The organism is Arthrobacter sp. I3 (genome assembly GCF_000520575.1).
Classification (GTDB): domain Bacteria; phylum Actinomycetota; class Actinomycetes; order Actinomycetales; family Micrococcaceae; genus Arthrobacter; species Arthrobacter humicola_A.
Genome location: NZ_KI914902.1, coordinates 69,273 through 81,243, shown reverse-complemented (window position 1 = coordinate 81,243; position 11,971 = coordinate 69,273). Strand labels below are relative to the sequence as shown.

Here is an 11,971-nt window from a genome sequence, read left to right as displayed (position 1 = left end):
CACCGGCACAGCCCGCCGAAAGTGCAGCCATAACTCCGCGCCTGAGGCTGGGTACAGGCCGAATCCTCGGCCGGCCCGGAAGCCCGGGCCCCAGCAAAGGAGTTTCACCATGGCAAAGATCAACAAGACCACCGCGGGCATCATGCTCGCTGCGGTGATCGGCGGCGGCGCCATCGGCGCATCGGCCATTCCCGCGATGGCTGCCGATTCCACCGGCAGCTCGTCCTCGACCCAGGCCACCGACGGCTACGGCACCGGGGGCCAGCGCGGCCCGCACCAGGCCAACGGAAAGACGGAGGAGGTCCTCACCGGCGACGCCGCCACGAAGGTCGAGGCGGCGGTAAAGGCCGCCCAGCCGGATGCGACGATCGAGCGGATGGAGACCGACGCCGACGGCGCCACCTACGAAGCCCACATCACGAAGGCGGACGGCACGCGCGCCACTGTCCTGCTGGATGCGAACTTCACGGTGACCGCAACCCAGGAGGGCCAGGGCGGACCCGGCGGCGGCCATGGCGGCCCCGGGGACACCGCCACGGATGGCTACACGTCCAACGGCTAACCCTTAGCGGGTCTTGGGCGCGCTCCTTGCACGCCCAAGACCCGCGATGCTGGCGGCTCGGCCGGCCTCCGGGGCGTTCGCCGTCGAGTTGCCGGCAGCCATTCCCTGCTTCCGGGTCTGCGGATAGGGTGCATTAGATATCTGCACTGGAGACCCACGGCAAGGAGAAACCCATGCGCAAATTGACGGCCGGCCTTTTCTGCTCTGTGGACGGCGTGGTTGAAGACCCGTTCAAGTGGCAATTCGACAGCTTCGACGAGGAGCTCGGCGCCGGGATGGGCCAGATGATGGGCCGGATCGACACTGCGCTCCTCGGCCGCGTGGGCTACCAGCAATGGGCGGAATACTGGCCCAACGCCGAAAGCGACGCGGACTTTGCCGGATTCATCAATCCGCTGCCGAAATTTGTCGCGTCCCGGACCCTGACAGGCGAGCTGGAATGGCAAAATTCACGCCTGATCGAGGGCCCGCTGGAAGACTTCGTCGCGGCCCTGAAGAACAGCGACGGCGGCGAAATCGGGATCTTCAGCAGCATTTCGCTGGTCCACCAGTTACTGTTCGCCGGGCTGCTCGACACCTTGATGCTGATCGTCCATCCCGTGATCGCCGGCAGCGGGCGGCGGCTGTTCAACGACGGCGATGCCCTCACCCGGCTGGAGCTGCAGTCGTCCCAGCAGACCAGCAAAGGCAACATGATTCTCAGCTACGGCCTCCGCCGCGACTGACTCCCGTCATCAATCGGACCCGCCACGGCCGGGACCGTAAACTTACCTGGTGCAACCCTCCCTTTGGCTGGCCCTGGCCGGCGCCGGCGTCCTGATCAGCTTCACTCCCGGCGCGGGCGCCATCAACACCATGAGCAACTCCCTGAACTCGGGATTCCGCCGGTCCCTTTGGGGCATCCTGGGCCAGCAGGCCGCCCTCGTGGTGCACATCCTGATCGTGGCCCTCGGCGTCGGGGTGCTCGTGGCGAGCTCACCGGTTGCCTTCAACGTGATCCGCTACGCCGGCGCCGCCTACCTGGTCTACCTTGGCATCCGGCAGTTCCTGCACAAGCCGGACCTGGATCAGGAGAAGGCCGCGGCCCTGCGCAACGAGCCGGGCCTGTCCATGTTCCGCCGTGGCCTCTGGGTCAATCTGCTCAACCCCAAAGCCGTGGTCTTCTTCCTGGCCTTCATGCCGCAGTTCATCCGGCCGGAGCAGCCGCTGCTGCCGCAGTACGTGGTCCTGGCCGCCACCGTGATCGTGATCGACGTCCTGGTCATGTGGTTCTTCTTCGCGGCTGCGGCCCGGTCCTTCCAGCGCTTCACCCGCGACGCCCGTGGACAAAAGGTCCTGAACCGGACGTTCGGCGGGCTCTTCGTCGGCGTCGGCGTCCTGCTGGCCGCAATCCACTAGGCACCGCGGCCGCCGGCGTCCCGGCATCGGCGGCAGGTCAGAGCCCGGGCGCCACCGACAACGCCTGCGCCGTGCCTGCCAGTTCGGGGGCTTCCCGGGCCACGATTTCCTCGACGTAGGCAGTGGCAGCGTCCGCGAGCCCGTCGTAGAGGCGGACAAGGAGTTCCCTGGCCTCGGTCCGCGGCCACGCTTCCGGCAGGAGCTCGGCGGGAAGATCAGGGTCGCTCCACGGGAACGCCCGCCAGGCGTCCATCAGCTCGGTCCTGGCCCTGAATGCTTCCGCCGGGCTGACCGTTCCGGCGTCGAGGCGTTCGGCCCAGGGCGTGAATTTTTCGGTAAACGGCCGGTATTGTTCCCTGAACTCCTGCGGTGACCAGGCCTCGACGAGCCGCTTGCCGCGGAGGCTCGATTCCGCGGTGCGGAAGATGACGTAGTCGTCCACGCCGTAGCCCTTGCAGGTTTCTTCGAGTTCCTCGGCGTGGTCCCGCGGAGAGACCCACAGCGCCCCGAACAGCGGCGCGAATCCGCGCCAACGCAGGCGTGAGCGGAACATTTCGCGGACATCCCGCGACGTCTCCGGAATCGAAAACGCGATGACGGTCCAGTGGCCGTCCCATTGGCGGGACTGTTCGCCGAAGACGGAGACCTGCTCGAGGCCGTGGCGGAGCCGGTTGCGCGCCCCCGGGGTGATCCGGTAACGCGACGTTCGCCCTGCACTGGACTGTTCGAGTACGCCCCGGGACGCCAGGCGGCTCAACGCCGTCGCCGACGCGGAGGCCGTGATTCCCAGGCCCGCGGCCAGGGCGGCGATGAGCCGGGACGGCAGCCATGCCTCGCTCTTGAACCAGTAGTCAACCAGCAGGGTGAGCAGCTGGTGCTGGGTGGACGGCCCCTTCAAAGGCCGCGGAAAGTCGATGGCCAGGTCCGGGTCCATGCCGGGCAGGGAGGCCGGCCGCTCGCTCATCACGCCTCCATCATGCCAGTCACATCCGCCGCCATTTTATTTTGCACTTAGATTGACGGACGCCGATTTAAGTGCATACTATTGCACCAGAGTGACGGAGGCCACAGCCGACCCCGCCCGCCCTGCTCAGCATGCGAGCCCAAGATCTTCCCCAGCCCCACCTTTCCCGCGCTATATCCCTGCCCACCTAGGAGATCCGCAATGACCGCTGGTCCCATCGTTCCGCCGACGCCGTTGACGCCGCCCGCGGACCAGGCCCGCCCCGTTTCCCCCGAGGGAACCAAACATGCCCGCCGCGCCGCCACCGCCAGCTTCATCGGCAGCACCCTGGAGTACTACGACTTCTTCATCTACGGTTCGGCATCCGCCCTGATTTTCAACAAGATCTTTTTCCCCGGCATCGATCCCGCTCTCGGCACCATCCTGTCCATGGCCACCATCGGCATCGGCTACGTCATCCGCCCCCTCGCGGCCAGCGTGATCGGCCATTTTGGCGACCGCATCGGACGGCGCCAGATGCTGGTCCTGACGCTCGTGGTGATGGGCGTGGCCACCTTCCTCATCGGCTGCCTGCCGCCGGCCTCCGCCATCGGCGCGGCCGCCCCGGTCCTCCTGGTCGTCCTGCGCGCACTTCAGGGCGCCTCCGCGGCCGGCGAATCCGTCGGCGCCGTCACCATGACCATGGAACATGCGCCCAGCAATAGGCGGGCCTTCTACAGCAGCTGGGTCAACACCGGCGCCGTGGCCGGGATCATGCTCGCCTCCCTGGCCTTCCTGGCTGTGTCTCTCCTGCCGCAGGAGGACCTGCTCAGCTGGGGATGGCGGCTGCCGTTCCTCGCCAGCATCCTGGTGGTCGCCGTCGGGCTCTGGATCCGTCTCCGGTTGCCCGAATCCGAGGTGTTCGAAGCCGCGAAGGAAGCGGAAAGCGAGATGGAACTGCCCATCAAGGTGGTTCTCCGCGACCACTGGCGCACTATCGTCAAAGTCATCTTCTTTGGGCTCTGGAGCGTGGTGTCGTCGGTCTTCGCGGCCTTCGGGCTGGCCTACGCAACCGGAAAATTCGGGATCCCGTCCGCCGCCATGCTCGGGGTCACCATCGCCACGGCCGCCCTGGGCATCATCGCCCAGCCCTACGCCGGCATCCTCGCGGACCGGATCGGCCGCAAGCCGGTCTTCATCACCGGCAACATCATTTGCGCCGCGGCCGCCTTCGCCTACTTCTGGTCCATCAGCACCGCGTCCATACCGCTGATCTTCGCCAGCGGCATCCTGTTCATGACCGTGGGCTACGGGATGGTCAACCCGCTGGGCCCGGCCATGACGGCCGAAATGTTCCCCACGAAGATCCGCTACTCCGGCGCTGCCACGGCCTCGCAGCTGGGCCTTGTCGTCACCGGCTTCGCCCCGGCCATCGCCGCGGCCATCGTCCAGCCCGGCCCCACCGGGTGGATTCCCGTGGCCGCCTTCACCGCGGCCTGCTGCCTTGCCTCGGCAGCCGTCACCGCAATCTGGGTTAAGGAAACCTACAACGTCCCCACCGAGGCGCTGGGGACCAGGGAATCCGCGAACGCTTAAATCCTGATCCCGGGACAAACGCGGAGGGGAACGGCCGGGTGATTCTCGACCGTTCCCCTCCCGTCGTGAACAACCCACAGCCCTCGAACAAACCACACGCCCTGAACACGCCAGTGAGGAAACCTTCCGTGACACCGAGCCCCGCGCCAAAGCCTGTGCTGATTGAACAAGACATCGAAACCCGGATGCCGGATGGCATCATCCTGCGATCCACGGTGTACCGCCCGGCGGACGGGGAACCGTGCCCGGTGCTGCTGACCAGGACGCCCTACGGACGTGACCTCTCCGTCAACTCCGCCTACCTCAACCCCGCAACCGTCGCGGCGGCGGGCTACGTGGTCATCATGCAGGACTGCCGCGGGCGCTTCGGCTCCGACGGGGTTTTCAACCCGTCCGCCAATGAAGCGTCCGACGGCGCCGCGACCGTCGAGTGGGCCGCACTGCTGCCGTACTCCAATGGTGCCGTGGGGATGTGGGGCCGGTCCTACTTCGCGGAGACCCAGTGGCGGGCGGCGTCCCTCGCCCCGAAGGGGCTCGCTGCCCTCTCCCCCGGCATTTCCGCCGGAGCCAACGCCAACAACGGTTCCCTCTACCGCGGCGGGGCCTACGAGCTCGGCAGCCGGCTGAGCTGGGGCCATGCCTCTGTCTCGGCCAGCGAGCTCCTCCGCGAATTTGCCGACGACCCGGAACGGCAGGGCAAGGAATTCCAGGCGTGGCTGGATCTGGACCGCTCATTTTCCGACGGCAGCGCCTTCGACACCCTGCCGCTGCGGGATCTCTCGGCACAGCTTGGCACATTCATGAACCGCCATGTCCTCCCCTCGGCCGGGGAGTCGCCGGGCAACAGCTTCACGCGCCTGTGGGACGAAGCATCCAGCAAGCCGGTGCCGTTGCCGACGCTGCACATCGGCGGCTGGTTCGATATCTTCTGCCCCAGCACCCTCTCCCAGTACTCGATGCAGCTCGAACACAGCAAAGCGGGGGCCGCCCCTGCGCCCCGGCTTATCGTGGGCCCCTGGACCCACACGAACTTCTCCGCCGGCTACCCGGATGTGCACTTCGGACTGAACGCTGCCGGGGGCATGATGAACGGCCTGGGGGATCTTTCCGGGCTCCAGACGGCCTGGTTCGATTCCGTCCTCAAGGACGAGCCGGAGCGGCTGCGGCAGGTGCCGCCGGTCCTGCTGTACTTCATGGGCGAAAACCAGTGGCGCGGTTTTGAGGAGCTGCCTTCGCCGGGCAGCCACCGCGACTGGTTCCTCGGCGCGGACGGGACGCTGCAGGACACGCCGGGATCCGGCGGTTCCGTCGGCTACGACTACGACCCCCTGGACCCGGTTCCCGCCGAGGGCGGCGCCACCATGATCCACGGGGCGTACCCCGCGGGCCCGGCCGCGCAGCATGCCGTGGAAGCCCGCGCCGACGTCCTGACCTTTACGGCAGAGGCGTTCGAGGAGCCGGTCACCCTGTTCGGCGAGGTCAGCGCTACGTTCTTCGCGGCCTCCACCGCTGTGGACACAGACTTCGTGGTGCGGCTCTGCCGGGTCACTCCAGATGGAACATCCCTGGGCATTGCCGACGGCATAGTCCGCGCGTCCTGGCGGGACAGCCATGCGGGCACAGGGCTGTGGGAGGCCGGCCACGAGCCCTCCCCGATCGAACCCGGCCGGCCGTACGAATACACGGTCAGTCTCTGGCAGACGGCCTGCACCTTTGCCCCCGGCGAGCGGCTCCGCGTCCAAGTCACCTCCAGCTGCCACCCGCGCTGGGACCGGAACCTCAACACGGGCAAGCTGGCCTATGACTCCGCCGAGACACTCGTTGCCCGGCAGTCCATCCTGTTCGGCGAGGGCCACCCCAGCCGGCTGACGGCTGGAATCCTGTGAGCGCGCCCTCGCCTGCAGCCCCGGAAGCACCCGGGCTGACCTTCCTTGCGGAACTCTCCGTCACCGTCGCCGAGCCGATCGACGTCGGGCCAACACCGGAAGGCCACCGGCGCGTCATCCCGATCACCGGCGGAACGGTCAGCGGGCCGGTCCTGAACGGCCGGGTCCTCCCGGGCGGCGCGGACTACCAGCTCCTCCGGAGCGCCATCCTGACGGAGCTGGACGCCCGGTACGTCCTGGAAACCGACGACGGCGGGCGGATCTTCGTGCACAACACCGCTCTCCGGCACGGCTCGGCCCGGGACATCGAGCTGTTGAACTCCGGCTCCGCCGTCGACCCTTCAAAGATCTACTTCCGCTGCTGGCCACGGCTCACCACTGCCTCCCCCGCCCTGGACTGGCTGAACACCCGCCTCATGCTCGGGACGGGCGAACGGCTGCCCGGCCGGGTGGTCATCAGGATCTTCACGGTCGATTAGCGGCCGCCCGGCCGGCCGGGCACAGGCAAGACCGGGGCTGCTTCACCGCAGCCCCGGCCTTTCCGTGGGCTTCCTACGCTCGTGCCAAAAGCGTCCCCGCTCCCCTGTCAGACGTGGCCGGGCGCCAGCTTCCGAAGGTCCGCCTTCCGGATCTTGCCGCTCGCTGTCCGGGGCATTTCGTCCACGAAGACGACGGACTTGGGGATCTTGTACCTCGCCAGCCGGCCCTCCAGGTGGGAGCGCAGCTGTTCTTCCGTGAGCCGGGAGCCCTCCCGCAGCAGCACCACGGCCCGCGGCACCTCGCCCCATTTCTCGTCCGGCACGCCGATCACCGCGACGCTTCCGACGGCGTCGAGCTCGGCGATCGCCTGCTCCACCTCGGCCGGGTAGATGTTCTCCCCGCCGGAGATGATCATGTCCTTGAGCCGGTCGGAGATGAACACGAATCCGTCCGGGTCCTTGTAGCCCATGTCGCCGGACTTGAACCAGCCGTCCGCTGTGTGGGAGTCCGCGGAGGCCCCGGGCCGGTTCCAGTACTGGTGGATGACGTTGGGACCCTTGATCTGGATCTCCCCCACCGTTGCGGGCGCAGCGGGCCCGGACGCCGGGTCGAGGGGATCGGCCACCCGGACATCGGTGAAGAAATGCGGCAGTCCGGAGGACCCGGCCTTGTCCCGGGACCTCGCCGCCGGCAGCGTGGTGGCGCCCGGGGCCGTCTCGGTCATGCCGTAGCCGTTGGAGAAGCGCAGCCCCCGCCGTTCGTAGGCTTCCAGGACCCGCATCGGCACCGCGGACCCGCCGCAGGTCAATTTGTTCAGCGAGCTGAGGTCCGTGGCGTCCCAGTCCGGGTGCTCGCACAGCATCTGGTATGTCGTGGGCACCCCGCTGATGGTGGTTGCGTGGTGCTGCTGGATCAGCTCGAGGGTCCGGCGGGGATCGAACTTGGCCTCCAATATCACGGTGCCGCCTTTGAGGAGCGTGGGCAGGACGCCCATGTCCAGGGAGGCGACGTGGAACATCGGGGAGATCATGAGGGCCACGTCGGTGGAGGCAAAGTCGAAATCGACCAGAACGTTGACGCAGTTCCACGTGATGTTGCCGTGGGTCAGGAGCGCGCCTTTGGGGTTTCCGGTGGTTCCGGAGGTGTAGAGGATCATGGCGGCGTCGTCCAGGCCCACGGGCTCGTCCGGCGCCAGCGCTGCACCGGACGCCATGACGGCCTCATACGCCTCCACGGCGGTTCCCCGGCCAGCACCGCCGTCGGCCCCGCCGTCGGGAACCGTTGAATCGGGAACCGTTGAATCGGGCAGCGTTGAATCGGGAACTGTTTTGGCTGGCACTGTCGACTCGTCGACGACGATCCGCGAACCCACAGCGGTCTCCGCCGAGCCGCGTTCCGCAAGCACCGCGAGCGCCGCCGAGTGGACCAGCAGGACAGCGCCGCTGTCCCGGAGCTGGAACTGGATCTCGGGCGGGGCAAGCCGGGTGTTCAGCGGGACGAAGACCACCCCGGCCAGGCCGGCGGCGAAGAGGGTCTCCAGGAAGGAGGGATCGTTTTCGCCCAGGTAGGCCACCCTGTCGCCCTTGACTACGCCGCGGTCCCGGAAGGCGTTCGCGAGCCGGGCGGAACGGTCCGCGAGCTCGATGTAGCTGAGACTGCGTTCCCCGGCGATGATTGCGGTCTTGGTGCCCGACTTCGGGCGGCGCCGTTGCAGCCACGAGCCGATGCCAAAATTCTCCACGGAAAATCCTTTCTAGTTAGACGGTAGCGCCAGCGGGCCGGGTTAGGACCGGACAGCCTGCAGATCGTTGTTCTTGGGCTCTCGAGTCAGCAGGATGAAGACGATCGACACGACGGACATGATGGCCAGGTACCAGACCACGGCGGCGGTGTCCTGTCCGGAGTCCTTGAAGATCTGCGCCACGATGCCCGGCGTGAATCCCGCGCCGAGGAGCGTGGCGAGCTGGTAGCCCAGCGAGGCGCCGGTGTAGCGCGAGGTGGTGCCGAACTGCTCGGACACGAACGCTGCGAGCGGGCCGAACAGGGTGGAGTGGATCATGAGGCCCACAGCGAAGGCCACGAAGATCAGCCCGATGTTGTTGGAGGACAGGAGCTGGAACATCGGCGTGAGGTAAAGGATGAAGAGCACCAGGCCGCCGATCATGACGGGCCGCCGTCCCAGCGTGTCGGAGAGCCGGCCGCCCATGATCACGAAGGCGATGGACACGAAGGAGGCGGCCGCGAAGGCGTAGAGCACACCCTGCCGGTCCGCGCCCTTGGACACGGCGTAGGTCACGGAGAACGTGGCCAGCACCACCTGCAGCGCAAACCCGGCCGCGCCGGCCAGCATGGTGAAGATCAGGGTCTTGGGCCGGCGCAGGACCTGCAGGCGGGGAATCTCCCGGCGCGCCGGCACTCGCCCCTGCGCCGTCGGCTGGGTGTTGTCCCGTTCGGCTTGTTCCCGTTCGGCTTTCTCTTGTTCCAGTGCCGCCTTGAAGATGGGGCTTTCGGAGACCTTGAGCCGGACGAACATGCCGATGCCCAGCAGGACGAAGGACAGCAGGAAGGGCACGCGCCAGCCCCAGGCCAGGAACTGCTCGTTGGGCAGGGCCGCGAACGCGCCCATGACCAGGGTGCCCAGCACCGCACCGGTGGGGGCGCCGGCGTTGACGAACGAGGCCGCGAAGCCGCGCTTGCCCGATTCCGAATGCTCCAGCGCCATGAGGGCGGCGCCGCCCCACTCCCCTCCGACGGCAATGCCCTGGCAGACCCGAAGGATCACGAGCATCACGGCACCCCAGGCTCCGGCCACCGCGGCGCCGGGCACCAGTCCGATCAGGGTGGAGGCGATGCCCATGACCAGCATCGAGACAATCAGCATGTTCTTGCGTCCCAGCCGGTCGCCGAAGTGGCCGAAGATGATGCCGCCGAGGGGCCGCGCCACGTAGCCGGCGGCGAACGTCCCGTACGCGGCCACCACCCCCACCCATTCATCCGCGCCGGAGAAGAACACCTTGGGAAAGACCACCGCGGCGGCCGTGGCATAGAGCAGGAAGTCGTAATACTCGATGGTGCTGCCGAGATAGCTGGAGGCGATGACGGTCCGTGCTTCACGGCGACGCGTACCCGCGTCCATGGCCTGCAACTGCGAAATTTGGGACATCGTTGTTCCTTATGGCAGAGGGGGATGGTGAAGGGGTGTGGCGGTTTACTTGTAGAAGCGGGCGAGGAACTCGGCCACGACGGCCGGGCGTTCCTGGCCTTCGATCTCGATCGTGTTGGCGACGTTGATCTGGGCGCCGCCCTTGACCTCGGTGACTTCCGCGATGGTGGCCCGCATGCGGATGCGTGAACCCACCTTGACGGGGGAGGTGAAGCGGACCTTGTCGAGGCCGTAGTTGACCTTGGTGGTGACGCCGTCGACGTCGAACAGCTCGCCCCAGAACGGGATGATGAGCGAGAGGGTGAGGAAGCCGTGGGCGATCGGGGCGCCGAAGGGGCCGTCCTTGGCGCGTTCCGGGTCCACGTGGATCCACTGGTCGTCGCCCGTGGCGTCGGCGAATTTGTTGATTTGTTCCTGGGTGATTTCGCGGTAGTCGGTGGCGCCGAGGTCGGTGCCGGCGAGGGTGAGGAGTTTGTCGAAGTCGACGACGAGGTTGGGCATCTTTGGCTCCTGGAGCGGTTGGGTTTGGGTGTCCGACGACGGCGGAACGCCGTCAGCGGGTAAAGAGCGTCAGTGGGTGAAGAGCGTCAGTGGGTGAAGAGCGTCAGTGGGTGAAGGCGCTGTGGCCGGTGAGGGCCCGGCCGACGATCAGGGCGTTGATCTCGTGGGTCCCCTCGTAGGAGTAGACGGCTTCGGCATCGGCATGGAACCGTGCGACGTCGGCCGCGAGCGTGATGCCGTTGCCGCCCACCACTTCGCGGGCCAGCGCCACGGTCTCGCGCATCAGCAGGGAGGTCTGCATCTTGGCCAGGGCCGAGTCCTGGTCCCGGTAGATGCCCTTCTCCTGCTGTTCAGTCAGCCGGACCACCAGGGACAGCGCCGAGGTGACGTTGCCGAGCATCCGACCGAGCTTTTCCTGGACGAGCTGGAAGGACGCGAGCGGGCGGCCGAACTGCCGGCGCCCGGAGACGTAGCGCAGCGCGGCTTCGAAAGCTCCTGCCGCGATGCCGGCTGCGATCCAGGCGACGTCCGAGCGCATGGCCCGCAGCATCGCCGCCACGTCCCGGAACGAGTTCACGTTGTGGAGCCGCCTGGCCTCGGGGACGCGGACGCCGTCGAGGGTGATGTGGGCGTTCTGCATCATCCGCAGCGCGGTCTTGCCGTGGATCTTCTCCAGGGTCACTCCGGCCGCCTCACGGTCCACGAGGAAAGCCTTGACCTGGCCGTCGGCGACGTCGCGGGCGAAGACGGCCAGGACGTCGGCTGTTGCCGCGCCGCCGATCCAGCGCTTGGCGCCGTCCAGGACCCAGGTGTCGCCGTCCGGGCCGGCCTCACGCCCCTTTTCCCTGCGGGCCGTCGTCGCGAGTCCGCCGGCGATGTCGGAGCCGGATTCCGGCTCGGTCAGCGAGAAGACGCCCTTGAGCGAGAAGTCGATGACCCTGGGCATCCAGTCGGCCTGCTGTTCCGCGGAGGCGCCGACCCGGATGGCGGTCCGGAACAGCCCGGCCTGGGCGGTGTACCAGGTGGCCAGCGAGGCGTCCGTGCGGGCGAGTTCGAAGATCCGGAATCCCTGGTAGATGCCCCGGGCCGGTGTCTGACCCGCACCCGGGGCGCCGGTCAGTTCCGCCGGTTCCATGAGGTCCAGATCGATCAGCGGCCGTGCGACCTGGTCCGGGAACTCGCCGCGCTCCCAGTAGTCGGCCAGGAGCGGGCGGGCCTGGGTGTCCAGGAACTCCCGCAGCCGCCCCAGCACTTTCCGCTCCCCGTCGGTGAGGAGGGACTCGGCGTCGTAGTAGTCGCAGACGCTGTAGAGGCGCTCCTGGGCTGTTGTCTGGGGCGCGGTTTCGACGGGCATCTCAGCCACCGAGCCCGAGCAGGCGGACGGCGTTGTGCTTGAGGATCTTGGGCCGGACCTCGTCCTTCAGCGGCAGGTCCGCGAAGGC

Annotated in this window: 11 protein-coding genes; 6 read left to right on the top strand and 5 right to left on the bottom strand. The window is 67.6% G+C overall.

Annotation, left to right across the window (positions count from 1 at the left end):
* Positions 1-109: 109 nt before the first annotated feature.
* The 3 genes from Y706_RS0103100 (at position 110) to Y706_RS0103090 (ending at position 1,960) form a co-directional block, all read left to right on the top strand.
* The gene (locus tag Y706_RS0103100) at positions 110-562 is read left to right on the top strand and encodes a hypothetical protein (RefSeq protein ID WP_028275418.1); all 453 of its coding nucleotides are present in this window, start codon (positions 110-112) and stop codon (positions 560-562) included.
* Positions 563-735: 173 nt separating this feature from the next.
* Positions 736-1,287, top strand: a complete 552-nt coding sequence (locus Y706_RS0103095) for a dihydrofolate reductase family protein (RefSeq protein WP_028275417.1) — start codon at positions 736-738, stop codon at positions 1,285-1,287.
* Positions 1,288-1,336: 49 nt separating this feature from the next.
* Positions 1,337-1,960 (top strand): LysE family transporter, encoded by a 624-nt coding sequence (locus Y706_RS0103090; protein WP_028275416.1) that lies wholly within the window; start codon positions 1,337-1,339, stop codon positions 1,958-1,960.
* Between the two features lie 37 nt (positions 1,961-1,997).
* On the opposite strand, the gene Y706_RS0103085 is transcribed toward Y706_RS0103090, so the two are convergent.
* A complete protein-coding gene (locus tag Y706_RS0103085) occupies positions 1,998-2,924 on the bottom strand; it encodes a PaaX family transcriptional regulator (RefSeq protein ID WP_028275415.1) in 927 nt (308 codons plus the stop codon).
* A gap of 201 nt (positions 2,925-3,125) precedes the next feature.
* Here Y706_RS0103085 and Y706_RS0103080 point away from each other — a divergent pair, with 201 nt between their 5' ends.
* The 3 genes from Y706_RS0103080 to Y706_RS0103070 all read left to right on the top strand — a co-directional run bounded on the left by Y706_RS0103080 (position 3,126) and on the right by Y706_RS0103070 (position 6,864).
* Positions 3,126-4,499 (top strand): MFS transporter, encoded by a 1,374-nt coding sequence (locus Y706_RS0103080; protein ID WP_028275414.1) that lies wholly within the window; start codon positions 3,126-3,128, stop codon positions 4,497-4,499.
* 128 nt (positions 4,500-4,627) lie between these two features.
* Positions 4,628-6,385, top strand: coding sequence for a CocE/NonD family hydrolase (locus tag Y706_RS0103075; RefSeq protein ID WP_028275413.1), 1,758 nt, complete (start codon positions 4,628-4,630; stop codon positions 6,383-6,385).
* Complete coding sequence (locus Y706_RS0103070; protein ID WP_028275412.1) at positions 6,382-6,864, top strand: DUF3237 domain-containing protein; 483 nt, start codon at positions 6,382-6,384, stop codon at positions 6,862-6,864. The genes Y706_RS0103075 and Y706_RS0103070 overlap by 4 nt, the downstream gene beginning before the upstream one ends.
* Positions 6,865-6,971: 107 nt before the next feature.
* On the opposite strand, the gene Y706_RS0103065 is transcribed toward Y706_RS0103070, so the two are convergent.
* From Y706_RS0103065 to Y706_RS0103050, 4 genes are all read right to left on the bottom strand, one after another.
* Positions 6,972-8,606 (bottom strand): acyl-CoA synthetase, encoded by a 1,635-nt coding sequence (locus tag Y706_RS0103065; RefSeq protein ID WP_028275411.1) that lies wholly within the window; start codon positions 8,604-8,606, stop codon positions 6,972-6,974.
* Positions 8,607-8,648: 42 nt separating this feature from the next.
* Complete coding sequence (locus Y706_RS0103060; RefSeq protein WP_028275410.1) at positions 8,649-10,028, bottom strand: MFS transporter; 1,380 nt, start codon at positions 10,026-10,028, stop codon at positions 8,649-8,651.
* Between the two features lie 45 nt (positions 10,029-10,073).
* Positions 10,074-10,529 (bottom strand): MaoC family dehydratase, encoded by a 456-nt coding sequence (locus tag Y706_RS0103055; RefSeq protein ID WP_028275409.1) that lies wholly within the window; start codon positions 10,527-10,529, stop codon positions 10,074-10,076.
* A gap of 103 nt (positions 10,530-10,632) precedes the next feature.
* Entirely contained in the window at positions 10,633-11,883 is a 1,251-nt protein-coding gene (locus Y706_RS0103050) for an acyl-CoA dehydrogenase family protein (RefSeq protein WP_043434428.1), read from the bottom strand.
* Positions 11,884-11,971: the final 88 nt, after the last annotated feature.

What these genes read in the sequence shown, in the direction of transcription:
- Y706_RS0103100 (WP_028275418.1), top strand. Translation starts at nt 110, where the DNA reads ATGGCAAAGATCAACAAGACCACCGCGGGCATCATGCTCGCTGCGGTG.
- Y706_RS0103095 (WP_028275417.1), top strand. Translation starts at nt 736, where the DNA reads ATGCGCAAATTGACGGCCGGCCTTTTCTGCTCTGTGGACGGCGTGGTT.
- Y706_RS0103085 (WP_028275415.1), bottom strand. Translation starts at nt 2,924, where the DNA reads ATGAGCGAGCGGCCGGCCTCCCTGCCCGGCATGGACCCGGACCTGGCC.
- Y706_RS0103080 (WP_028275414.1), top strand. Translation starts at nt 3,126, where the DNA reads ATGACCGCTGGTCCCATCGTTCCGCCGACGCCGTTGACGCCGCCCGCG.
- Y706_RS0103060 (WP_028275410.1), bottom strand. Translation starts at nt 10,028, where the DNA reads ATGTCCCAAATTTCGCAGTTGCAGGCCATGGACGCGGGTACGCGTCGC.
- Y706_RS0103055 (WP_028275409.1), bottom strand. Translation starts at nt 10,529, where the DNA reads ATGCCCAACCTCGTCGTCGACTTCGACAAACTCCTCACCCTCGCCGGC.
- Y706_RS0103050 (WP_043434428.1), bottom strand. Translation starts at nt 11,883, where the DNA reads ATGCCCGTCGAAACCGCGCCCCAGACAACAGCCCAGGAGCGCCTCTAC.